Genomic DNA, 23,334 nt, shown 5'->3' with positions numbered 1-23,334 from the left:
CTTCACGACGACGCCATCCCGAGGACGGCGGCGAGCGATGCGGCGAAGCGCTCGTTCTCGGCCGGGGTGCCGACGCTCACGCGCAGGTGGCGCGGGAAGCCGTAGACGTCCATCGGCCGCACGATGACGCCGCGGCGGAGGAGCGCTTCGTAGACGCGCGCGCCCTCCCCGACGTCGATCAAGAGGAAGTTCGCCCAGCTCGGGACGTAGGGGCGGCCGAGCCGCTCGCACGCGCCGCGCAGGTAGGCGAGCCCTTCGAGGTTGTTCCGGCGCGTCCGCTCGACGTGCTCGACGTCGCCGAGCGCCGCGAGCGCCGCCACCTGCGCGAGCGCGTTCACGTTGAAGGGCTGGCGGATCCGGTTCAGCACCTCGATCACCTCGAGAGGGCCGACGCCGTAGCCGACGCGCACGCCGGCGAGGCCATAGATCTTGGAGAACGTCCGCAGCGTCAGCAGCAGGCGATCGCGTCGTTGATAGGCGAGCGAGTCGGGATAGTCGGGATCTTCGACGTAGTCCGCGTACGCGTCGTCGGCGACGACGAGCACGTGCGGCGGCACGTCGGCGAGGAAGTCCTCCCAGGCGTCGCGCCCGTAGATGGTGCCGGTCGGGTTGTTCGGATTGGCGAGGAACACGAGCCGGGTCGCCGGTCCGATGGCCGCCTTGATCGCTTCGAGGTCGTGGGTGAAGCGCCGGAGCGGGACGCGGCGGGGAATGGCCCCGGCCGCCTGCACGACCATCTGGTAGATGACGAAGGCCTGGTCGGCCATGACGGCCTCGTCGCCCGGACGCAGGAACGCGCGCACCGCGAGCTCGATGATGTCGTTCGAGCCGTTGCCGAGGATGATGCCGTCGGCCGGGACGCCGATCCGTTTGGCGAGCGCCTGCCGGAGGTAGAACCCGCTGCCGTCGGGATAGCGGTGCAGCGTCGGCAACGCCTCGGCGATCGCGGCGAGTGCGCGCGGCGATGGCCCGTACGGATTCTCGTTCGACGCGAGCTTGATCGACCCCGTGATGCCGTACTCGCGCTCGAGCTCCTCGAGCGGCATGCCCGGCGGGTACGGCGCGAGCCGCTGGATCCATTCCGGGGCGAGGTCCCTCACGTCGATGGTGGTTTCGCGTGTGCTCATGGAGTCCGGGTATCAGGCGGCCGGATACGATCCGAGGATCTTGAGTGACGTGGTGAGCGGCTGCATGCGCGCGAGTGCGCGCCTCAGGCGGGCGTCGGAGCGGTGCCCGCGCAAGTCGAGGAAGAACACGTACTCCCACGGGCGGCCGCGCAGCGGACGCGACTCGATCTTGTGCAGGCTGACGCCGCTCGCGGCGAGCGGCTGCAGGAGCTTCGCTAGCACGCCGACCTCGTCCTTCACCGTGCAGACCACCGACGTCTTGTCGTCGCCCGACGGCGTCTCGGCGTCGCGGTGGCCGAGGACGAAGAAGCGCGTGGCGTTGCCGCGCTCGTCCTGGATGTCGGCGGCGAGGATGCGCAGGCCCGTGCGCTCGGCGGCGAGGCGGCTCGCGACGGCGGCGGTCGTCGGATCGCCGACCGCGAGCTCGGCGGCGCGGCTCGTGCTCGCGACCGACTCGAGGCTCGCCTGCGGCAGGTTGGTCGCGAGCCAGCGCCGGCACTGGGCGAGCCCTTGCGGATGCGAGAGCACGCGCAGGATCGCCGACCACTCGGGTGCCGTGCCGAGGAGGCACTGCTCCACGTCGAGGCGCACCTCGCCGGTGATCCGGAGCGGCGACTGGACCAGGAGATCGAGCGTCGACGTCACCGCGCCCTCGGTCGAGTTCTCGACCGGCACGACCCCGAAATCGGCGCGCCGGTGCTCGACCTCGGTGAAGGCCTCGGCGATCGACTCGGCCGGCGTGAGGATCGCTCCGGATCCGAACACTTCGCGGGCGGCCTGGTTCGTGAACGTCCCTTCGGGTCCGAGGTAGGCGACCGTCGGGCGCGCTTCGAGGGCGCGCGAGGCGGAGATGATCTCGCGGAAGATGGCGCGGACGTGCTCGTCGGAGAGCGGGCCCCGGTTGAGACCCCGCAGGCGGCGATGGATACGCTGCTCGCGGCTCGGGACCCAGAAACCGTCCGCGCCGCTGGCGTTCGCGCTCCGCCGCCGCGCCTTGCGTTCGCCGATGCGCTGCGCGAGGCGGGCGCGCTCGTTCAGGAGACCGAGGATGCGCTCGTCGATCCGGTCGATCTTGGCGCGCTCACGATCGACCAAGGGATCTCGCGCGCTGGTCCGTGCCACGTCGGTCGCGTCCTTCAAAGCCGGGAGAGCTACCGTACCGCTTTCGGCTTTGCAATTGTGCGCCGCCGGGGCGCGCGCGCACGTGGCGCGGCGGCACGCGTCTCGACGTGCGCCCCGAGGCGGCGGAATTTTTCGTAGCGGCGGCGGCGCAGTACGAGCGGTGAGAGACGGCGGAGCGCGCCGAGGGCGTACAGCACGGCGTGCTCGACGGACTCGAGGGCGCGCCGCGGATTGCGATGGGCGCCGCCCGCCGGCTCGGCCACCAGGGCGTCGACCGCCCCGGCGCGGAGCAGGTCGGCGGCGGTGAGCTTCAGGGCCTCGGCCGCGCGCGCGACGTGCTCGGGCGCGCGATCGCGATACAGGATCGCGGCGCAGCCCTCCGGCGAGATCACGGAGTAGCACGCGTACTGCATCATCAGGACGCGGTCGGCGACGGCGAGCGCGAGGGCGCCGCCGCTCCCGCCCTCGCCGATCACGACGCTCACGATCGGCACCCGAAGCTCCGTCATGGTGCGCATGGTGTGCGCGATGGCCTCGGCCTGACCGCGCTCCTCGGCGCCGACGCCGGGATAGGCGCCCTGCGTGTCGACGAGCGTCAAGACGGGCATGCCGAGCCGCTCCGCGAGGCGGAATACCCGGATGGCCTTGCGGTAGCCTTCGGGGCTCGCCATCCCGAAGTTCCGGTGGACGCGCTCGGTCGTGCCGTGGCCGCGCTGGTGGCCGACGACGGCGAGCGGGTGTCCGTGGCAGGTGCCGATGCCGGCGACGATCGCGGGGTCGTCGGCGAACGCCCGGTCGCCGCGCAGCTCGAAGAACTCGCGACAGAGCCGGCCCACGTAGTCGAGGGTCTGCGGGCGGTCGACGTGGCGCGCCAGTTGTACCCGCTCCCAGGCGGAGAGCGAGTCGTAGACCTCGCGCTCGAGCCGGCGGCGCGCGGCGGCGAGCTGACGGAGCTCGCGTGTCACCGCCGGGCCGCGCGCGCCGCCGCTCTTGAGCGCCGCGACGCGCGCGTCTAGCGCGGCGAGGGGTCGCTCGAAGTCGAGATAGGTGACGGACACGGGGAGGTCAGCCATGCGGCGGCGCGCGTCGGCAGGACGTCGGCGTCGCGGTCGGGGTGGAACCACGTGATCGTCGCGTCGGAGCGCCACCAGGTGAGCTGGCGCTTGGCGAGGCGACGCGTCGCACGGGCGAAGGCGTCGAAGGCGGTCTCGTAATCGAGCTCGCCGCGCAGGTACGCGCCCATCTCGCGATAGCCGACGCTGTCGAGCGGCGCGAGTTCCGGACCGTACCCGCGAGTCCAGAGCTCGCGGATCTCGGCGAGGAGGCCGGCGTCCAGCATCGCGCGGCAGCGCGCGACGATGCGATCGTGCAGCTCCTCGCGCGGGCGGGTGCAGCCGAGCACCAGCATGTCGACGCTCGCATCGCCGAACGCGTGCGCGTTCTGCCAGGCGCTGATCGGACGTCCGGTGACGCGGAGGACCTCGAGCGCGCGCACCAGGCGGACGGCGTCGCGCGGATGCAGACGGGCCGCGGTCGCCGGGTCGACGGCCGCGAGGTCGGCGTGCAGGGTGCCGGGGCCGTGCAGGCGCTCGCGCTCGTAGAGCGCCGCGCGAAGCTCGGGCACCGCCCCGGGTCCGTCGAAGAGGCCGTGGCGGAGCGCGCGGAGGTAGAGTCCCGTCCCGCCGCAGACGATCACCGGCCTGCCGCGCGCCGCCGCGCCGGCGATCGCGTCGAGGGCGAGCGTCCGGAAGCGGGCCGCGTCGAAGCGGTCGTCCGGATCGGCGACGTCGAGAAGATGATGCGGCACGCGGCGGCGCTCGCTCGGGCTCGGCTTCGCCGTGCCGACGTCGAGGCCGCGATAGATCTGGCGCGAGTCGGCGCTCACGATCTCGGCGCCGAGGCGCTCGGCGATGGTCATCGCGACGGCGCTCTTGCCGACCGCGGTCGGTCCGACCACCGCCACGACCCGGGGTCGCCCACTCGGCGGGGCGAGGACGGTCATCGGCCGAACATCCTCTCGATCTGTCCCCGCGTGAACTCGACCGAAACGGGGCGGCCGTGCGGGCAGTTGCTGCCGTAGGCGAGCGCGTCGAGATCGGCGAGGAGCTGCGCGGCCTCCGGTGCGGCGAGCGCGCGGCCGACGCGGATCACGCTGTGGCAGGCGATGCGGCCGAGCACGGTCTCGAAGGCCTCGGCGGCGGAGCAATGGGACCCGACCTCCGCGAGCCCGTCGGCGAGGTCCTCGAGCAGGAGGCGCGGATCGTCGTCGCCGAGGAGCGCCGGGACCGCGCGGACGAGGAACGTGCCTTCTCCGAAGGGCTCGATCTCGAACCCGAGCGCGGTGAGGTCCGCGCCGTACGCGGTGAGCGCCTCGCGCTGCCCGGGGTCGAGGTCGACGGGGAGCGGCAAGAGGAGCGCCTGGCGCTCGATGGCACCCGCCGCGTGCTGGGCCCGGAGCCGCTCGAAGGCCACCCGCTCGTGCGCCGCGTGCTGGTCGATCAGCACGACGCGATCCGCCGCCTCGCAGACGAGGTAGCCGCGGAAGACCTGGCCGACGAAGCGGAGCGCCGCGAAGCCGCCGCGCGGCGCGGCGCGCGCGGCGAGCGCTTCCGGCGGCGCGAACGGGGCCGCGGCGGCGGCCGTCTCCGCGACGTTGGGGGCGTCCGTCGGCGCGCTCGGCGAGGCGCCGGACCGCGTGCCGGTCGGGAAGAAGGGCGGCGCGGAGGCGGGGCGCAGCGCGTAGGTGCGCAGCGCCGCGGCGACCCCGGTCGTCTCTCCCGCCTCACTGCGTCCCGTCGCGCCGGCGAGCGCGCGTCGGACCGCGCCGAGCACGGTGTCGTGCACGACGTGCGCGAGGCGGAAGCGCACCTCGTGCTTCGCGGGATGGACGTTCACGTCGACGTCGGCCGGCGGCATCGCGAGCTTCACGACGGCGCCGGGCCAGCGCCCGCGGGGTACGAGGCTCGCGTACCCTTCCGCGACCGCGTGCTGCAAGGCGCGGTCGCGGATCGGGCGGCCGTTCACATACTGGTACACGTAGCGCGCCGTCGCGAACGAGAGGTGCGGCGAGAAGGCGAATCCCTCGATCGCGAGGCCGAGACGCTCGTCCACGAAGGCGCGCCCGCCGCGGACGCGGTCGGCGCCGAAGATCTGGCGCGCCCGCTCGGCGAGCGTCGCGACCGGCGGGTGCGCCGCGATCTCGCGTCCCTGGTGGACCAGCCGCACGTGCACGTGCGGCACGCCGAGGCTCGCACGGGTGAGCACATCGACGATGTGCCCGAGCTCGGTCTGCAGGCTTTTCAGGAACTTCCGCCGCGCCGGAACGGGCGCGAAGAGGTCGCGCACGGTCACGATCGTGCCGATCGGGGTGCCGGCCTCGCGGACGTCGACCACGCGGCCGCCTTCGGCGCGGACGGTGACGCCGGTCGGCGTGTCCGCGGTCCGGGTCGTGAGCTCGACCGCCGCGACCGCCGCGATGCTCGGCAGCGCCTCGCCGCGGAAGCCGAGCGTGCCGATGCGCCAGAGGTCGTCCTGCTGACGGATCTTGCTGGTCGCGTGGCGGAGGAACGCGAGCGGGGCGTCCTCGGCCGCCATGCCGCGTCCGTCGTCGCTCACGCGGACGAGGCGCGTGCCGCCCTCTTCGAGCTCGACCACGATGCGCTGCGCGCCGGCGTCAAGCGCGTTCTCGACGAGTTCCTTCACGACCGAGGCCGGCCGCTCGACGACCTCGCCGGCGGCGATCTGGTTCGCGAGGATCTCCGGCAGGACGTGGATGCGTCCGGGCGGCACGGGGATCGCCGCGAGGTCGAGGTCACGCACGGGAGCGATGCTCCCGGAGGCCCGCGTCGCCGATCGGCGCGCGCCGCGGCCCGTTGCCGTCGCCGCGCTCTTCCTCGCGCCCACGCTTGCGCCTGAAGCCGCCCGGCATGACCGACCGGCCCTAACACACCGCGCCAGGTCCCGCCACATTTTCCGGGAGGGCCAGGCTTTCGCGGGTCGTGGGCCGGGAGCCTCCCTCCGTGGGGAGGGGCGGCGGGAGGGTACGGGGTGGGTCAGGCCCCGCTGGAGCACCCTCCCGCCGTTTCACAGCACGCTCGCCAACGGGGGGGAGAGGGCGATCGGCCGGAGTGTGGGACTCGAGCACGCGTCATGAGTGGAGTCATGACGCCCAATCGCGTGGGCCGTCAGCGTTCGCGTCGTTCGAAAAAGCGAGAACCATGCCAGCGCGGCGCACGTGAAGCCTGGTGTTCGCCGCGCTTCGCCGGGCGACCCACGTGGCAACCCTGCGCGATGCGCCGCGCGCGCAGCAATCGCGCACGACATGCATGGACGTCGCTATGGCAACGGGCCTCGATTGCTGGCGGCGGCGGCGCGTCGTTGGTAGACGTGCCGCCATGCGTTATCGCGAGAAGGTCGTCGATCGCGCCACGATCGCGGGCCGCGCGGAGGAGGCGCGGCGTGTCGGGAAGCGGGTCGTCTTCACCAACGGGTGTTTCGATCTCATGCACGTCGGTCACGTCCGCTACCTCGCCGCGGCCCGGGAGGCCGGCGACCTGCTCGTGGTCGGCGTCAACTCGGACGCGTCGGTGCGGCGCCTGAGCAAGGGCTCCGAGCGCCCGCTCGTGCCGGAAGCCGCACGCGCCGAGGTCCTGGCGGCACTCGCCGCGGTGGATTGGGTCACGATCTTCGACGAGGACACCCCGGCGGAGCTGGTCGCCGCCGTGCAACCCGACGTCCTCGTGAAGGGAGCCGACTGGGCTCCGGACCGGGTCGTGGGCCGCGAGATCGTGGAGGCTCGTGGCGGCCGGATCCTGCTCGTGCCCCTGGTCGAGGGGTTCTCGACCACGGCGCTCGTCGAGCGTTTGCGCCGCGGTTGATTTGCCGCCCTACCCGTCCTGTGCTACCCAGGCAGGCTTTCGAAAGGGGTCAGGAATGGCACGCACCTGCGAGATCTGCGGCAAGGGACCGTCCACGGGGAACAACGTCAGCCACGCCAACAATCGGACGCGGCGGCGGTGGAAGCCCAACCTGCAATCGGTGCGCGCGAAGGTCGGCGGCGGGGTGAAGAAGCTGCTGGTCTGTACTCGCTGCATTCGCTCCGGCCGTATCGCGAAAGCGGCCTGAGCGACGCCGGCGGCCGATACGGCCGCATCTGCTTCGTTGCTCGGGTCGCTCAGTCGTGCGGCGTAGCTCCGCTACGCCTCCTCCTTCGCTTCCCTCGCGCCTCGCATCTGCAGCCGTCTCGGCCGCCGGCTTCTCGGGTGCCTCGCAGCCTGAGAAGGAGTCGGGGAGACGCTCGCTTCGCTTCGCTAACGGACCGCGATTGCCTCGATCTCTATTCTCGCGCCGCGCGGCAGTGCCGCGACTTGGACCGTGGCTCTGGCGGGGAATGGCTCCGTGAAGAACTCGGCGTAGGTCTGGTTCACTCGCGGGAAGTCTGCCAAATCCGTCAGGTAGACCGTGGTCTTCACGATCGCGGCCAAGCCCAGGCCTTCGCCGGCTAGGACGGCGGCGAGGTTCTGCAGGACTTGTCGCGTTTCGTCCTCGATCGTGCCATCGACGAGTTTGCCGCGGTCGGGGTCGAGCGGAATCTGGCCGGAGAGGAAGATCAGGTGGCCCGTCGCGACCGCCTGCGCGTACGGGCCGATGGCCTGCGGGGCGTTGGTGGTCGCGATCGCGCGCTTCGTCCCCGTCATACGCGGACCCGCTGCACCTTCATGACGCCCTTCACCTTGCCGAGGCCGCGCATGACCCGGTTCAGGCCGTCGACGCTGTCGACCATCACCTCGAAGACGTTGACGGCCTTCTTGTCGATGCCCGTGTGCACCTCGGCGCGCGAGATGTTGATGCCCGCCGAGCTGATCGCCTTGCTCATGGCGGCGAGGAGCCCCGGAGCGTCGACCGCGGTCACCTCGACCTGCACCGGGCGAAAATGGCCGGCGGCGCCGTCCCACGCCACCTCGACCCGGCGCTGCGGATCGCTCTCCATGACCCGCAGGCAGTCGATCGCGTGCACGGTGACGCCGCGGCCGCGGGTGATGAACCCGGTGATGCGCTCGCCGGGGAGCGGATTGCAGCAGCGGCCGAAGCGCACCATGACGTCGTCGATGCCGCTCACCTGGACGCCGCCCTTCCCCTGGCGTCCGACCATGCGGAAGATCTTCTGCAGTGTTCCCTCGCTGCGCTCCTTCCGTTCCTCGTTCGTGCTGTCGGGCACGAGGCGCACGAGCACGTGCTGGCTCGGGAGGCGGCCGTAGCCGACCGCCGCGACCAAGGACTCCTCGTCCTTGAAGCCGAGCTCGTGCGCGACGCGGTCGAGCTCGCCGCTCTTGCGGAGTCTCGCGAGCTCCCGCCGGTAGCGCCGGAGGTCGCGGTCGAGGAGCTCGGTGCCGATCTCGAGGCTGCGGCGTCGCTGCTGCGCCTTGATCCAGTTGCGGATGCGCTCCTTCGCGCGCGTGGTCGTGACGATCTTGAGCCAGTCCTTGCTCGGGGTCTGACGGGTGGTCGTGATGATCTCGACGGTGTCGCCGCTTTGCAGCTGGGACTTGAGCGGGACGAGCTTGCCGTTGACGCGGGCGCCGGCGCAGTGCTCGCCGACCTGCGAGTGGACGCGGTACGCGAAATCGATGACCGTCGCGCCCGCGGGGAAATTGAAGAGGTCGCCCTTCGGCGTGAACGCGAAGACCTCCTCGTCGAAGAGGTCCTCCTTCACCGAGCGCATGAACTCCTGCGGATCCTCCAAGTGCTGCTGCCAGTGCAGCAGCTGGCGTAGCCACGCGAAGCGCTCGATCTCCTGCGGCGAGTCGGTCTGGTTCTGTCCCTTGTACTTCCAGTGCGCCGCGATTCCGGCCTCCGCGACCCGGTGCATCTCGTTGGTGCGGATCTGGACTTCCATGCGCTCGCCGAACGGACCGATCACGGTCGTGTGCAGCGATTGGTACATGTTGGCCTTCGGCATCGCGATGTAGTCCCGGAACCTGCCGGGCACGGGCTTCCAGTTCTGGTGCACGACGCCGAGCGCCTCGTAGCATTCGCGGGTCGAGTCGACGAGGAGACGGAACGCGACGAGATCGTAGATCTGGTCGTACAGGAGCTGCTGGGTCTGCATCTTCTGGTAGATGGAGTAGAAGTGCTTCGGACGGCCGGTCACGGTCGCTTCGATGCCCGCGGCTTCGAGCTTCTTCAGCAGGACGCTCCGTACGTGCTCGATGTACTGCTCGCGCTCGGTCTTCTTCTTCGCGACGTTGCGCTTCAGCTGGTAGTAGATTTCGGGGTGCATGTAGCGGAGCGCCGAGTCCTCGAGCTCGCTCTTGATCCAATAAATGCCGAGGCGATGCGCGAGCGGCGCGTAGATGTCGAGGGTCTCCTGCGCGATCTCCGTCTGCCGCTCGGGCGGGAGGTGCGAGAGCGTCCGCATGTTGTGGGTGCGGTCCGCGAGCTTGATGAGGATGACGCGGATGTCGCGCGCCATCGCGATGATCATCTTGCGGAAGTTCTCGGCCTGCGACTCGGCGCGGCTCGTGAAGTTGATCTGGCCGATCTTGGTCACGCCGTCGACCAGCCCCGCGATCTCGCTTCCGAACAGCGACTCGACCTGGCCGAGCGTGGTGAGCGTGTCCTCGACGGTGTCGTGCAGAAGCCCGGTCGCGATGCTCGGCACGTCGAGGCGGAGGTCGGCGATCAGGCTCGCGACCTCGAGCGGGTGGACCAGGTACGGCTCGCCGGACTTGCGCTTCTGGCCGCGGTGGACCTCCGCGGAGAACCCGTAGGCCCGCTGCACCGTGGCGAGGTCGGCGGCGGGGTTGTACTCGCGGACCTTGTCGAGGAGAGCGGAGAGGTTCACGGCGTCGGCTCCACGACGATCCGGCTGACGCGCGCCCGTTCCGCGAGCACGATCGCGATCGCCTGCGCCACGGCCTCTTCGCGATCCGCGTTGCGGACGAAATAGTCGTACTCGGGGAGGTGATCGGCCTCCTCGCGGGCGCGGGCGAGGCGGCGCGCGATCGCGGCCTCGTCGTCGGTGCGGCGATCGTGGAGGCGGCGCTCGAGCTCGCCCCAGGACGGCGGAAAGACCATCACGGCCACCGCCGAGTCGCGGTAGACGCGCTTGAGTCGTCGGGCCCCTTGCACGTCGATGTCGAGCAGCATGTCGCGCCCTTCGGCGATCGCGTCGTCGAGGGGCGCACGCGGCGTGCCGTAGAGGGCGCCGTGCACCTCGGCCCACTCGGCCAGCTCGCCGGCGTCCCGGCGGCGGGCGAACTCGGCGGCATCGACGAAGTGGTACTCGCGGCCGGCCACCTCGGTGCCGCGCGGGGCGCGGGTCGTGTAGGACACCGACAGGCCGAGCTCCGGGAAGCGCGTCATGAGCCCCTCGACCAGCGTGCTCTTCCCGGCCCCGGAGGGGCCGGAAACGATGAAGACGATCCCGTGACGGTCGAACGTGAAATCGGCACCCATGCGTGATCTTACGGAATCACTCGACGTTCTGCACCTGTTCTCTGAGCCGCTCGATCTCACCCTTCGCTTCCACCACGAGCCGTGTGATCTCGAGCTGATTGACCTTGGAGCCGATCGTGTTCACCTCCCGGTGCGTCTCCTGGAGCAGGAACTCGACCTGCTTGCCGACGGCGCCGCCGGTTCCGAGGAGCGTGCGGAGCTCCTCGAGATGGCTCCTCAGGCGGACCAGCTCCTCGGTGACGTCGCTCCGCTCCGCCAGGTAGGCGACCTCCTGGGCGACGCGCGCCGGATCGACCGTCGAGCCCTTGAGGAGGTTCTGCAGGCGGTCGTTCACCTTGGCCTGCAGCTCGCCCGCGACGGTCGCGGCGTGGGCGCGGATCGCGCGCTCGATCGCCACGAGCCGCGCCCCCCGCTGCAGCATGTCGCGCTGCAGGTTCCTGCCTTCGCGCCGCCGCGCCTGGTCGAGCGTCGCGAGGGCCCGCGCGAGCACCCGGGACGCCGCCGGGAACTCGCTCCGGAGATCGCGTGGTGTCTCGACGGTCTCGAAGATCTCGGCGCCGCGCAGAAGCCCGAGGTCGAGCGCGCTTCGGATGCCGAGCTCCGCAGCGACCTTGCGCCACGCGGCGGCGTAGTCGCGCGCGGCTTCGACGTTGAGGACGACGCGCGTCCGGCCGCGCGTCGGCGCGTTGCGGCTGACGTACACCTCGACCCGCCCGCGCGCGACGTGCTTGCCGACCAGCTCGCGGCAGGCGGCTTCCCAGGGGGCGTACTCGCGCGGCGCGGTGACGCGCACGTCGAGGAAGCGTTGGTTCACGGAGCGGAGCTCGATCGTGAGGCGTCCGCCCGCGAGCGGGGCGGAGGCGCTTCCGAAGCCGGTCATGGACCGGACGCCGCGGGTCGTCTTGCTCATGGGATCCTCATGGGTGGTTGCGGAGGGCGCGCGCGAGCTCGCGGGCGCTCACCGTCGCCGTACCGACCTTGCCGACCGCGACCCCGGCCGCCTGGTTCGCGAGCCGCGCGGCCTCCTCGAAGCTCCCGCCGGCGGCGAGCGCCAGCGCGCACGTCGCCAGCACGGTGTCGCCGGCGCCCGTCACGTCGTAGACCTCCTGGGCCGCGGTCGGGAAATGGTGGGCGCGCGCGCGCGGCTTGAAGAGCGTCATGCCCTCCTCGCCCCGCGAGATCAGGATCGCGTCGGCTTCCCAGCGGCGCAGGAGCTCGCGACCCGCGGCGTCGAGCGACGACCGGTCGGTGATGTCGAGGCCGGCGGCGAGGCTCGCCTCGCCGAGGTTCGGCTTCACGAGGCTCGCGCTGCGGTAGTGGGCGAAGTTCGGGCGCTTCGGATCGATGACGTAGTGGAAGCCGTGGTGCCGCCGGAGAGCGGCGAGGTCGGCCAGCAGCTCGGGCGTGACGACGCCCTTCCCGTAGTCCGAGACGACGATCACGGGGTAGCGGCGGGCGTGGGTCGCGACCCAGGCGCGCAGCCGCCGCGCGAGTCTCGGCGGCACGCCGTCGGCGTCAGGGTCCTGGTCGAAACGCACCACCTGCTGGCTGTGGGCGATGACCCGGGTCTTGGCGGTGGTGCCGACGGCGCGGCTGCGGACGATGCCGGCGAGGCCGCCGCCCGCCTCCACGAGCGCCGTGGAGAGCGCGCGGCCGACGGGATCGTCGCCGACGAAGCCGCACGCGTCGGCGCGTCCGCCGAGAGCGACCACGTTGGTGACGACGTTGCCGGCGCCGCCGGGCCGTCCCTCCTGGCGCCGGACCCGTACGATGGGGACCGGCGCCTCCGGGGAGATGCGGCTCACGTCGCCCCAGACGAACTGGTCCAGCATCAGGTCGCCGATCACGAGCACCCGGGTGCCCGGAAAGCGTCGGATCAGTCCTCGAAGTCGCGTCGTCTCGCTCATGCCTTCCCCTTCGTGCCTGCCGCGGCGAGCCGTCGATACACGGCGAGCGTTCCCTCCGCCATCGCCGCCATGCTGAAACGGGAGGCGACGCGCGCCGCGCCGGCGGCGCCGAGCCGGCGCGCGAGCCCCGGGTCGGCCGCGAGACGAGCGAGGGCGGCGGCGAGCGCGGCCGCGTCGCCGGGCGCTACGAGCAGCCCCGTCTCGCCGTCGACGATCGCCTCGGGGAGACCGCCGACGCGGCTTGCGATCACCGGCAGCCCGGCCGCCATCCCCTCGAGCGCCGCGACGCCGAGCCCTTCATGGCGCGACGGCATCACGAGCACGTCGGCCGCCGCGAGGACGGGCGCGACGTCGTCGACACCACCGAGCAGGCGCACGCCGGCTGTGAGTCCGAGCGCCGTGATCCGCGCCCGGAGCGCACTCGCGCGGGTGCCGTCTCCCGCCACGAGCACGACGCGCCGCGGGTCGGGGTCGCGCGCGAGCGCGTCGAAGAGCACGTCGTGTCCCTTGCGCTCCTCGAGCGCGCCGACGGCGGCGAGCACCCACGCACCGTCGGCGATCGCGAACCGGGCGCGCGCCGCCGTGCGCGCCTCCGGCCCCGCCGCGAAGCGGCTCGCGTCGACGCCGCTCGGGACGAGGTGGATGCGCGCGGGGTCGACGCCGCTCGCCACCAGCGCGGATCGCACGGCTTCCGCGATCGCCACCACCGCGTCGACCTCGCGATTGTAGAGCCGCCGCGCGTACCAGCCGCCGCGGAGCCGATAGTCCATGCGCCGCGTGACGACGCGCGCCGTTCCGGCGGGGGCGCGGAGGAAGAAGCTCATCGCGTGGGCGCGCGCGGTGTGGAAGTGGACGATGTCGCGGTGCTCGCGCGCCAGCAGTCGCGCCAGGCGGCGGGCGGCGCAGACGTCGAGGTGGTTGCGGATGGCGAGCGGGGCGACGGCGATCCCGAGCGCCGCGGCGCGAGCCGCGAGCCCGCCGCGCGGATCGGCCGCGAGCGTCTGGCGATGGCCTTCCGCGTGGAGTCCGGCGAGCAGCCCGAGCACCTGCTGTTCGCCGCCGCCGAGTCCGCGCTCGGGGTCGACGTGGAGGATCGCGAGCGGACGCCCGGCGCTCATGGCGGCGGCATGCGGGAGCGGCTGTGCGTCGCCTCCCAGAGCTTGGCGTACTTCGCGAAGACGTAGAAGGCCGCCGACTGCGCGACGAAGAGCCCGGCGATGCCTTCCATGAACCCGCGCCGCAGGACGTAGAAGCGCAGGAAGCGCCACAGCGGACGCAGGAAGATGTCCGCGAGCGCGGCCTGCCGCCCGCGCAGCTTGAGCTCGCGCGCCGCCATGCCGGTGAAGAAGTTGATGGTCGCGAGATGGGCCGCGATGTCGCGATAGGTGTAGTGCAGCATCGGGCTCCGCAGCCGCGTGCTCCGTCCGTGCAGGATCACCTTCTCGTGCGGGTCGACGCCGCCCCAGACCACCCGGTCTCGGCGGAAGAGTCGCAGGCGATAGTCGGGGTACCATCCGCCCCGCCACCACCACCGCCCCAGATAGTAGACGAGGCGCGGGATGTAATAGCCGTCGGCCGTCGGGTTCTCGAGCACCGCCTGGATCTCGCGGCGGAGCTCGGGCGACACCCGCTCGTCGGCGTCGAGGTTCAGGACCCAGGGATGGCTCGTCCGGGAGAGCGCGAAGGCCTTCTGCTCGACGAACCCGGGCCACGGGCGCTGATGGATCCGGTCGGTGTATTCGCGGCAGATCTCGATCGTGCGATCGTTCGAAAAGGAGTCGACGACGACGATCTCGTCGCACCACTTCACGCTCTCGAGCGCGCCGCGAATGTTCTCTTCCTCGTCGAAGCAGATGATGGTGCAGGAGACGCGGGCGCGCTCGCTCATGACGCGCGCCTCGCGGTCGCGGCCGCGGCGGGCGTGAGCCCGCGGCGGCGCGCGTACTCGGCGTCCTTGCGCTCGCCGAGCGCGGCGATCTCGGCGGCGACCCGGCGCAGCTCCGCCGCGCTCGGATCTCCGAGGTAGCGGCGGAGAAACCGCATGCTCTCGCGGCGGGGCGCGCCGCGGCCGACCGAACGGTGCACCTGCACGACGTTCTTGCGCCGCCGGCGCCAGGAGAGGCGGCGGTAGCGCCGCACGCGATCGAGGTCGACGAGCACGAACACCGGTGGATCCTCGCGCGGCACCAGCACGTTCGCGGCGCGGAGGTCCTGCGGGTAGAGCCCCGCGGCGTGGAGCGTGCGGAGCCAGTCCGCGAAGGCGATGGTGAGGGCGCGGCGCGCGGCGCCCCGGCGCGTGCGCCAGAGCTCGTCGAGTGCGGGACCCGCGACGAAGCGCGCGACGAAGCAGCTGCGGAGCGGCAGACCGAAGCGACGCCGCTCGAGCGCCGCGACGGGCTCGGGCGCGGCGAAGCCGGCGGCGCGCATGAGCGCGGTCGCGCGCCAGACGCGCGCGGCGCTCGGGCCGAGCGCGAGCGCCACGGCGAGCCGCAGGGGCGTGTCGTCGCGGAACCGCTTCAGGACGAGCAGCCCGGCGGACGTCTCGACGGCGGCGACGGTGGCGCGTCGGCCGTCCTTCAGGACGCGCGTCGAGGGGGCGCGCAGCAGTCCCTCGACGTCCCGGAGGGCGTCGCGGGTCGCGCCGTGCCGGAGCGTGTACGTCGCCTCAGACATCCGGACGCTCCCGGGCGGCCGCGGCCCAGCGGCACCACGCCTCCATCCGATCCACCGCGACGCCGAGCCCGTTGGCGCAGCCCGCCGCGCGGGCGGCGGCGACGAGCGTCGCGCGACGCGCCGGGTCGAGCCCGAGGCGGAGCCGCGCCGTGATCGCCCCGACGTCGCGCGGGTCGTCGACGAGGAGGTCGGCGAGCGGCCCGGGGAGGAGCTCGGGGGCGCCGGTCGCGCGCGATGTCACCACCGGCACGCCGGACGCCAGTGCTTCGAGGATGGCGACCGGACAGCCCTCGTGCAGCGACGGTAGCGCGAAGACGTCGGCGGCGGCGTAGAATCGCTCGACGTCCCGTCGCGGGCCCGTGAAGACGACCGGCCCGGGAAGCTCGCGCGCCGCACGTTGGCGGTGGGCGAGGTGTTGGTCGTTGCCGACGACGACGAGCGCCGCTCCGGCCGGCGGGGCGCGTCGCCACACGTCGAGCAGCACGTCGACGCCCTTGCGGCGGAAGCCCGAGCCGACCAGCAGGACGACGGGTTGCGCCGCGCCGATGCCGAGCTCGGCGCGCACCTCCGCGCCTTCGGTCGCGCGCCGCGCCGGATGGAAACGCTCGACGTCGACGCCGTAGTGCAGCACCGACACCTTCGCGGCGGGCATCGCCGGATAGGTCGCGAGGATCTCCTCGCGCGACAGCTCGGAGACCGCGAGCACCATGCCGCGCGTGTCGGCGGCGTACTGGCGACGCTCGATCGCGAGCATGAGGCGGTGGTACGGAGACAGCCGCTGGCGAAGGTCGCGCAGCGCTCCGCGTTCGGCGGCGACGCGGGCGAGCCAGCGCTTGTGGACTCCGCCGCTCGCGCGGAAGAGGTCCCAGCCGACCGTGCGACCGAAGCCGATGACGACGTCGGCACCGACCGCGCGCCACACGCGCGGCGCCGTCACCGCGAACGACGCGAGCTTCGCGAGCTTGCCCGTGCGCAGGACGGGGACGCGGTGCAGGCGCATGCCGTCGGGCGTCGGGACGCGACATTCGCCGACCACCAGGTGCACGTCGTGGCCGCGGGCCGCCAGCTGGTGCGACAGCTCGTAGCAGTCCCATTCGGCGCCGCCCAGGCGATCGTAGCGTTTGTGGACGAGCGCGAGCCTCATGCAGTCATTCGATGTAGCCGAGGTCGCGGAGGCGCGCTTCGACGGCGGCCTCTTCCTCGGCGCCGAGCGCCTCCCCCGCTCCGACGGCGCCCGCCTCGACCGCCGCGATCTTCGCCTTGAAGCCCGCGACGAGGGCGGGCTCGGACCCGGCCACGTTGCGCCGCTCGCGCGGGTCGGCCGCGAGGTCGTAGAGCTCGTCGGCGACGTCGGGGGCGTGGGGCGCCTCGATGAACTTCCAGCGCGCGGTGCGCCACGCGCGGCGGCGGTCGCGTCCGGTGCCCCGCACCCGCCCGCACGCTTCGAGGAACGCCTCGAGGTCGAGCGCGCGCCCCGCGGCGAGCGCCGGCACGAGGCTCACGCCGTCGAGCCCGGGCGGAGCCGGGACGCCGGCGAGATCCAGGACGGTCGGCGTCAGGTCGACCTGGCGGACCAGCTGATCGCTCGTCGCGCCGGCGGGCACGCGGCCTGGCGCCACGATGGCGAGCGGCACGCGGACGAGATCCTCGTAGACGTCGGTCTCGTGGCCCTCGAGCTTGCGGGTCCGGCTCGCGCCGAGCAGGTCGCGGCGCAGGCGATACCAGCGGTACGCGAGCGTGCTGGCCATCACGCGCTCGCCGTGGTCGCCGTGCAGCAGCACGACGGTGTCCGCGGGGAGCGCGGCGAGGAGCGGCGCCAGCGTCGCGTCGAGGCTCGCGAGCGCGCGGTCGTAGCGCGTCTTGCCGAAGCGACGTCCGCGGAACGGCGGCAGAACCTTGCGCGGGGCGTGCAGCTCCCAGAGGTGGAGGAAGAGGAACCACGGCGCTGGGAGCGCGCCGCCGCCGAGACGCGCGACGAGATCGCGGCCCCAGGCGTCGCTCAGGTACACCGAGGCCGGCCGCACGCGGTACTCGGCGAAGCCGCGGTCGAGGCCGCTCTCGGTGCCGAGCGGCCCGGTCATCTCGGCGACCGTGTGGTATCCCGCGGCGGCGAGCGTGGTCGCGAGCGTCGTCGCCTGCGCGTGCAGGCGGTGCGCGCCGATCGAACGGACCCCGTGGCGCGGCGAGTGGAGTCCGGTGAGCATGGTCGCGACGCACGGTGTGGTCGACGACGCGGAGGCGATCGCCTGCGTGAAGCGCCCGCCGCGTGCGGTGAGGGCGTCGAGGTTCGGCGTCGGAACGCCGCGGCTGCCGAGCGCATCGGCGCGCATGCAGTCGACGAGGAGGACGAGGACGTTCGCTCGCGCCGCGCTCACGTCCGCCCTCCCCCGTACGGTCCGTCCGCGCGCATGACCGTCCGGAAGCCCGCGGCGGCCGGGATCCTCGCGCCGCGCTCGGCGCGCCGGCGCGCCAGCGTCTTCGCGACGATCCAGAGGAGCCGGCGGCGCGCGCCGGCGCGCGCCCAGCCGCGGGTCGTGGCATAGGCGCGATACACCCGCAGGCGGTCGGTCGCCGTGATGCCGGCGAGCACGACGCGATTCAGCTGCACGAGGTTCCGCCGCGCCCGCCGCCACGGCGCGGGCGCCCGGCCGGCGCGGGTGCGATCGTGGTCGAGGAACGCGAGGCGCAGCTCCGCGTTCGCGAGCGCGACCCAGAGGTTGGCGGGCACGAGGTCGCCGGCGACGAAGCCCGCGGCGTGCAGGCGCGCCACCTCGCGGCCGATCGCGCCGAGGAGCCCGCGCTTCGCGTGGCGCGTGGTCGCGTCGCCGGCCGCCGCGAGGGCGGCGAGACGCGCGGCGATCGGCTCGCCGGCGAGACCGGCCGTGACGACCACGCTCCGGGACCATCCGAAAGGGCCGCGACGTTCCTCGCCGACCGCCAGCACCGCGGGCGCGAGGAAACCCGCCGCCGCGAGCGCGGCGCTCGCGGCACGCACGTTCGCCGCCTTCGACGGCCGGAACCAGTCCTTGAACGCCGTCCAGCGGCGATATCGGCGATACACCTTGACGTAGACGTCTCCCCCCGGCCGCGCCCAGCGGTACGTATCGGCATGCTTGGAGCGGTGCAACGAGACGCCGGCGGCGAGACGCTCGAGTGCGGCGACCAGATCCTCGGCGGCGAGCGCCGCCGGATCCATCGTCCAGACCCGCCAGGCCCCGATCCGGGCGGGCGACGCGGCGGCGGCGCTCATCGCGTGCCGTCGAGGACGCGCGCGACTTGCGCCAGCACGCGCTCCGTCGTGATGTCCCGCATGCACGCGCGGCCGATCGGACACCGTCGGAGATAGCACGGCACGCACGCGGCCCGTCCGACCAGCACGAGATCCTGCGAGCCGAACGGCGCGGAGCGGGCCGGGGTCGTGGCGCCCCAGAGCGACACGACCGGAGTGCCGGCGGCCGCGGCGAGGTGCATCGGCCCCGAGTCAGGGCCGATCGCGACCTGCGCGCGCGCGAGGACGCCGTAGCTCTCGCGGAGCGAGGTGCGGGCGGTGAGATCGAGCGGCGGCCGGGAGGAGCGGGCGATCGTCGCCGCGGCGAGCGCGCGGACGTCCGTTCCGCCGACGAGGACCGCGTCGAGCCCGCGAGCCGCAAGCCCGTCGATCACCTCGGCGCAGCGGTCGGCGAACCAGAGGCGGCTCTCCCAGGTGGATCCGAGGAAGAGCGCCGCGAAGGGCCGCGTGAGCGGCGCGAGCAGGCGGTCGACGCTCGCCGCCTCCCCGGCGGCCACGGTGACGTCGAAGCGCGGCGCTTGCGGCGGCAGATCGAGCCAGTCGGCGAACCGCTCGTACTGGGCGAGCTTCCAACCGCGCGCTTCGACCGGAGCGATCGTGTGCGTGCTCCAGAGCCAGTTGAGCTCCTTGGCGTTGCGGCGATGGAAGCCGAGGCGGACCGGCGCGCGCGTGGCGGCGCTCACCAGCCCGCTCTTGGCGTGGCCCTGCAGGTCCAGCACGAGGTCGAAGCCTTCGGCGCGGACGCGCCGGAGGAACGCGAAGAAGGCGGGGACCCCGCCAGGACGCTCGAACACGAGCCGGTCGTCGAGCGCGGGATGTCCGACCAGCACCGGAGCGGCGGCCGGCTCGACCGCCCAGGCGAGGTGCGCGCCGGGATAGCCGGCGCGCACGCGGTTCGCGAGGGGCAGCGCGCGCACGACGTCGCCGATCGCGCCGAGCAGGACGATCAGGATCCGCTTGGCGGGGACGCGCACGTCAGGCCCCCGGCACGGCGTCGGCCGCGCCGCCCGCGCCGGCGCGCGCCCGCACCCAGAGCAGCGCGCCGAGCACCACGAGCGCGCCGAGCGTCACCGCCGACATCGTCTCGAGCGTCTGCGCGAGCGGTTTGCCGACGACGCCGCGCACGGTGAGGGTCGTGAGCGCGTAGGAGATGCCGAGGGCCCAGGCGACGCGCCGGCGCGCGGGCTCGTCGAGGCCGTAGCCGCCGCCGAAGGCGGCATGCCAGAGCACGAACTGGCCGAGCAGAAGGAACACGAAGTAGTGCTTCCACGCGAGCGGCGCGAAGAGCACCGTCACGCAGAGGACGATCGCCGCCTCCATGGTGACCCCCACGCTCGCCGGCGCCCGCCCCCCGCGGCGGGTCGCCCGGAGGAACACCAGGGCGACCAGCGCCAGGAGCCCGTAGACGATCGCCGCCACGACCGGATCATTCGAGGCCGTGAGGCGCTTGTGCGCTGCGCTCCACACGATCGCGTCGTGCGTGTAGAGGCGATCGACCATCGCGTAGACGCTCTGGTTCCCCTTGCGTACCGGCCAGCTGCCGGCCGAGAGCGCGAGCCAGTGTCGCGCATAGGCCACGAAGCGCTCCCAGCCGAACACGAGCGCCGGCGCCAGCGACGCGAGCGCGCCGGTGGCGAGGGCGGCGCCGAGGGCGCGCCACCAGCGCTTCCACGCGAAGTACGGCAGGAAGAAGATCGGCAGGACCTTCACCGCGGCGGCCAACCCGACGAGGGCGCCTCCCGCGGCGGCGCGCCCGCGCACGATCCACGCGATCGCGAGCAGGCAGGCGGCGAGGATCACCATGTTGATCTGGAGGCGGTCGAGGTTGCCGAGGAGGAAGCGCGCGGACAGCACGAGCGGTCCGAGGATGGCGCCGGAGACGAGCGCGACCGTGCCCGGTGCCGCGACAAGCACGAGTGGGCGGCGGTGAACGAGGTACGTCGCCAGACGGAAGAGCGCGACGATGCACGCGAAGTTGAGCCCGAGCCACACGGCGCGCGCCAGATAGACGCTCACCCGGGCGAGCAACGCGAACGGGACGCAGGCCACGGCGTAGAGCGGCGGCCAGGTGTTCACGTCGGGTCGCGCCTCGGCGTAGATGTCGGCGCCGCGCAGCACGAGCTCGCCGACCTCCAGGTAGCCCCGGAAGTCGCCGTCCTCCTTGATGTTGCGAACGGCCGAGCCGAGCAGCACGGCGACGAGGATCGCGACCACGGCGCGCGTCGGCCGATTCCACTCGCGGGGGTTCGTCATGCGCGCGCTCCCGCCGCGTACGCCTGCCGGAGCGCCTCGATGTCGCCCTCGGCGAGCGTCATGCCGCCGCGCGCGAGCTTCCGCAGCGAGCGGGCCAGGCGCCGCAGCTCGCGCGCGCGCGTGCCGCCGGCGACCGCGCGCAAGACCTCGGCGCGATCGAAGTCGATGAAGGAGACGTCGATGGCGGCTCCGTGCTCGCGCACGAGGATGTTGTTCGCGTTCAAGTCTCGATGGTGCACGCCGCGGTCGTGGAGCTCGCGGACGGCGCGCCCGACGGCGGCGAGCACGCGGGCGCGCTCCTCGGGCGCGTGGATGCGGCGGAGCACGTCCGCGAAGGTCGCCGCGTCGCGGACCTCACGGGTCACGATGGCGCCGCGGTACCAGCCCCAGGGCAGCCGGTCGACGCGCGCCGCGAGCACCTCGGGCGCCGGCACGCCGCGCTCGATGACCGCGTGCGTGACCGCGAGCTCGCGAATCGGTCGCGGCGTCCAGCCGAAGTAGCGGTCGTAGACGAGATGACGGATCGCGCCGCCGCGGCGGTACCAGCGCAGCACGCCGCGCTCGTGGTCGGTGAGCTCGACGGCCCAGACCGCGCCGCGGCCGCCCGCGAGCGGCATCCCGGCGACGACGGCCGGCGTCGCGTCGAGGAGCGCCGTCCGGAGCGTGGGCGGCGTTCCGTCGCGCAGCGTCAGCGAGCCCCAGGGGGTCCGCCAGAAATGGAAGCCCGCCGGGACGCCGCTCTGGCGCTCGGCGCGGCGCGCGGCGATCCCCTCCCGCTCCCAGGCCTGGGCGGCGCGGAGGACCTCGCCGTAGGTCTCCACGATCGAGAGCACGAAGCCGGGGACGCCCGCCCCGCGCCGATGCCACAGCCGCCGCACCATGGCGGCGAGCGGGCGCCGGAGAAAATCGGCGGCGCCGACGGGGGCGGAGCGCCGCGCCGAGACGGCGAGCGCCTGTAAGCGGCTGATCGTGTCGGTGATCGTCGCGGGCACGGTGGCGACGTGGCCGGGCAGGCGGCGCGGCGCGTCGCCCTGCGGGCGGAGGCCGCGCCACGCGATCGTCGGCGCGCCGGAGGGGATCTCGCGATCGAGGAACGTGACCCGCCGAGCGCTCGCCCAGCATCCGGTCGCTGCGCGGTCGGCGGCAACGTCGGCGAGCGCTGCGCCGAGGGCCTCGGAGGGCCGCTCGTCGTCGAGGAGCACGACCACGAGCTCCGCCGGATCGCGGCGCGCGCCCGCCGCCATGGCGGCCCGGTCGTACTCGCGCCCGACGGTGACCTCGACTCCCGCGGGCGCCGGCAACGTCGCGAGTTCCGGGGGCCGCACGAGCACGCGGCGGGTCGCGGCGAGCGCCGCGAGCGCGGGCGCGGGATCGGCGTCGGGAAGGAACTGCCCGACGACGAGCACGAGACCCGCGATCGGCGTGGCCTCAGGCGGCACGCGCTCGCACCCGCGCGACGGCCGTCCGCACCTCGTCGGCCGTCACGAGCTCCATGCAGTCGTCCGTGCCGCGCGGACAGCGCGCGCCGCCGTGCCGTCCGCACGGACGGCACGCGAGATCGCGCTCCACCACGATCGCGCGTCGGCCGAGGGGACCGTATCCCTGCCCCGGTACCGTCGCGCAGAAGATCGCGACGTGCGGCACGTCGGCCGCGCTCGCGAGATGCATCGGGGCGCTGTCGTTGCTGACGACGACCGCCGCCTCCGCGAGGAGGGCGGCGAGGAGCGGCAGGTCGGTCGCGCCGCCGAGATCGGTCGTCGCGCCGCCCGCCGCCGCGTGCACCTCGGCCGTGAGCCCGCGCTCGTCGGGGCCGCCGAGGAGGAGGCACCGATAGCCGTCGGCGGCGAGCGCACGCGCGAGGGCCGCGAAGGCCCGCGCCGGCCAGCGCTTCGTCCGCCACGCGGATCCGGGGCAGAGCGCGGCGATCGGGCGGCCGTCCCCGGGCGCGGCGAGGAGCGCGCGGGCCCGCGCGCGGGCGGCCGCGTCGATCGCGACCCGCGGGTGCGCCGTCTCGGCGTCGACGTCCGTGATGCCGAAGGGCGCGAGGAGTGCGAGCAGCCGGTCGCGGTCGTGGGCCGTCGCCGGGCGGGCCACGCGCTCGGTGTAGAGCGCCGCCGCCGGCGCGCTCGCGAAGCCGACGCGGCGCGGGATGCCGGCGGCGCGAAGGGCGAGCGCGGTGCGCACCGACTTGTGCGCTGCGAGCGCGATCGTGAAGCCTTCCCCGCGGAGCGTTCGGACGAGGCGGGCGAGCCCGCGGAGACCGCGGCCCGCGCCGCGCTTGTCGTCGACGAGCAGGCGGTCGAGCGCCGGATGGGCCGCGACGAGCGGCGCGCCGGCGGGCGTCACCAGCATCACCAGCTCCGCGTCGGGACGGGCGCGGCGGAGCGCCGCCACGAGCGGCGTCGTCAGGACGACGTCGCCGAGGAAGCCGGTCTGGACGAGGAGGATGCGGTCGCGTGTCATGCGTTGAGGGCGGCGGCGACGGACGCGTCGCCGCGCCGCGGCC

The 23,334-nt window shown here is 73.5% G+C and carries 22 protein-coding genes; 2 read left to right on the top strand and 20 right to left on the bottom strand.

The annotated features are described in order from the left end of the window. Positions 1–2: 2 nt before the first annotated feature. The 5 genes from IT293_02765 to mutL are packed head-to-tail and all read right to left on the bottom strand — an operon-like array spanning position 3 to position 6,068. Positions 3–1,127, bottom strand: coding sequence for a histidinol-phosphate transaminase (locus IT293_02765; GenBank protein MCC6763561.1), 1,125 nt, complete (start codon positions 1,125–1,127; stop codon positions 3–5). A 12-nt stretch (positions 1,128–1,139) separates the two neighbouring features. Beyond that, a complete protein-coding gene (gene pheA / locus IT293_02760; protein ID MCC6763560.1) occupies positions 1,140–2,222 on the bottom strand; it encodes a prephenate dehydratase in 1,083 nt (360 codons plus the stop codon). A 56-nt stretch (positions 2,223–2,278) separates the two neighbouring features. Beyond that, positions 2,279–3,322: an acetyl-CoA carboxylase carboxyltransferase subunit alpha gene (locus tag IT293_02755; GenBank protein ID MCC6763559.1), complete on the bottom strand. Its 1,044-nt coding sequence runs from the start codon at positions 3,320–3,322 to the stop codon at positions 2,279–2,281. After that, positions 3,262–4,251, bottom strand: coding sequence for a tRNA (adenosine(37)-N6)-dimethylallyltransferase MiaA (gene miaA, locus IT293_02750; GenBank protein MCC6763558.1), 990 nt, complete (start codon positions 4,249–4,251; stop codon positions 3,262–3,264). Before miaA ends, IT293_02755 begins: the two co-directional genes overlap by 61 nt. Then, positions 4,248–6,068, bottom strand: coding sequence for a DNA mismatch repair endonuclease MutL (mutL, locus tag IT293_02745; protein MCC6763557.1), 1,821 nt, complete (start codon positions 6,066–6,068; stop codon positions 4,248–4,250). The genes miaA and mutL overlap by 4 nt, the downstream gene beginning before the upstream one ends. Positions 6,069–6,574: 506 nt before the next feature. Between mutL and rfaE2 the strand changes: the two genes are divergently transcribed. Next, a complete protein-coding gene (gene rfaE2, locus IT293_02740) occupies positions 6,575–7,126 on the top strand; it encodes a D-glycero-beta-D-manno-heptose 1-phosphate adenylyltransferase (GenBank protein ID MCC6763556.1) in 552 nt (183 codons plus the stop codon). Positions 7,127–7,181: 55 nt separating this feature from the next. Further along, complete coding sequence (locus tag IT293_02735) at positions 7,182–7,373, top strand: 50S ribosomal protein L28 (protein MCC6763555.1); 192 nt, start codon at positions 7,182–7,184, stop codon at positions 7,371–7,373. 185 nt (positions 7,374–7,558) lie between these two features. Here the strand turns inward: IT293_02735 and IT293_02730 are convergent, their stop codons facing one another. The 15 genes from IT293_02730 to waaF are packed head-to-tail and all read right to left on the bottom strand — an operon-like array spanning position 7,559 to position 23,291. Then, positions 7,559–7,945, bottom strand: a complete 387-nt coding sequence (locus tag IT293_02730) for a RidA family protein (protein MCC6763554.1) — start codon at positions 7,943–7,945, stop codon at positions 7,559–7,561. Continuing rightward, complete coding sequence (locus IT293_02725) at positions 7,942–10,092, bottom strand: bifunctional (p)ppGpp synthetase/guanosine-3',5'-bis(diphosphate) 3'-pyrophosphohydrolase (GenBank protein MCC6763553.1); 2,151 nt, start codon at positions 10,090–10,092, stop codon at positions 7,942–7,944. Before IT293_02725 ends, IT293_02730 begins: the two co-directional genes overlap by 4 nt. Then, entirely contained in the window at positions 10,089–10,706 is a 618-nt protein-coding gene (gmk, locus tag IT293_02720; protein MCC6763552.1) for a guanylate kinase, read from the bottom strand. The genes IT293_02725 and gmk overlap by 4 nt, the downstream gene beginning before the upstream one ends. Before the next feature lie 16 nt (positions 10,707–10,722). Next, positions 10,723–11,616 (bottom strand): YicC family protein, encoded by an 894-nt coding sequence (locus IT293_02715; protein MCC6763551.1) that lies wholly within the window; start codon positions 11,614–11,616, stop codon positions 10,723–10,725. Between the two features lie 7 nt (positions 11,617–11,623). Then, entirely contained in the window at positions 11,624–12,613 is a 990-nt protein-coding gene (gene rfaE1 / locus IT293_02710) for a D-glycero-beta-D-manno-heptose-7-phosphate kinase (protein ID MCC6763550.1), read from the bottom strand. Continuing rightward, positions 12,610–13,731, bottom strand: coding sequence for a glycosyltransferase (locus tag IT293_02705; protein ID MCC6763549.1), 1,122 nt, complete (start codon positions 13,729–13,731; stop codon positions 12,610–12,612). The genes rfaE1 and IT293_02705 overlap by 4 nt, the downstream gene beginning before the upstream one ends. Beyond that, positions 13,728–14,501, bottom strand: a complete 774-nt coding sequence (locus IT293_02700) for a glycosyltransferase family 2 protein (GenBank protein ID MCC6763548.1) — start codon at positions 14,499–14,501, stop codon at positions 13,728–13,730. The genes IT293_02705 and IT293_02700 overlap by 4 nt, the downstream gene beginning before the upstream one ends. Then, complete coding sequence (locus IT293_02695; GenBank protein ID MCC6763547.1) at positions 14,498–15,286, bottom strand: hypothetical protein; 789 nt, start codon at positions 15,284–15,286, stop codon at positions 14,498–14,500. Before IT293_02695 ends, IT293_02700 begins: the two co-directional genes overlap by 4 nt. Then, positions 15,279–16,430, bottom strand: a complete 1,152-nt coding sequence (locus tag IT293_02690) for a glycosyltransferase family 4 protein (GenBank protein MCC6763546.1) — start codon at positions 16,428–16,430, stop codon at positions 15,279–15,281. Before IT293_02690 ends, IT293_02695 begins: the two co-directional genes overlap by 8 nt. 4 nt (positions 16,431–16,434) lie before the next feature. Beyond that, positions 16,435–17,661 carry a sulfatase-like hydrolase/transferase gene (locus IT293_02685; GenBank protein MCC6763545.1) on the bottom strand — a complete coding sequence of 409 codons (1,227 nt, stop codon included), beginning with the start codon at positions 17,659–17,661 and terminating at the stop codon, positions 16,435–16,437. After that, on the bottom strand, positions 17,658–18,536 hold the full coding sequence (locus IT293_02680) for a hypothetical protein (GenBank protein ID MCC6763544.1): 879 nt from the start codon (positions 18,534–18,536) through the stop codon (positions 17,658–17,660). Before IT293_02680 ends, IT293_02685 begins: the two co-directional genes overlap by 4 nt. Continuing rightward, the gene (locus tag IT293_02675) at positions 18,533–19,549 is read right to left on the bottom strand and encodes a glycosyltransferase family 9 protein (GenBank protein MCC6763543.1); all 1,017 of its coding nucleotides are present in this window, start codon (positions 19,547–19,549) and stop codon (positions 18,533–18,535) included. Before IT293_02675 ends, IT293_02680 begins: the two co-directional genes overlap by 4 nt. A 1-nt stretch (position 19,550) precedes the next feature. Further along, a complete protein-coding gene (locus IT293_02670) occupies positions 19,551–20,828 on the bottom strand; it encodes a DUF2029 domain-containing protein (protein MCC6763542.1) in 1,278 nt (425 codons plus the stop codon). Then, positions 20,825–22,267, bottom strand: coding sequence for a hypothetical protein (locus tag IT293_02665; protein MCC6763541.1), 1,443 nt, complete (start codon positions 22,265–22,267; stop codon positions 20,825–20,827). The genes IT293_02670 and IT293_02665 overlap by 4 nt, the downstream gene beginning before the upstream one ends. After that, entirely contained in the window at positions 22,257–23,291 is a 1,035-nt protein-coding gene (waaF, locus tag IT293_02660) for a lipopolysaccharide heptosyltransferase II (GenBank protein MCC6763540.1), read from the bottom strand. The genes IT293_02665 and waaF overlap by 11 nt, the downstream gene beginning before the upstream one ends. Positions 23,292–23,334 lie beyond the last annotated feature (43 nt).

The sequence above is a fragment of the Deltaproteobacteria bacterium genome (genome assembly GCA_020848745.1).
In the GTDB taxonomy this organism is placed as follows: Bacteria; Desulfobacterota; Binatia; order UTPRO1; family UTPRO1; genus UTPRO1.
Note: the sequence above shows the minus strand (reverse complement) of the source record. Positions and strands in the feature narration are given on the sequence as shown.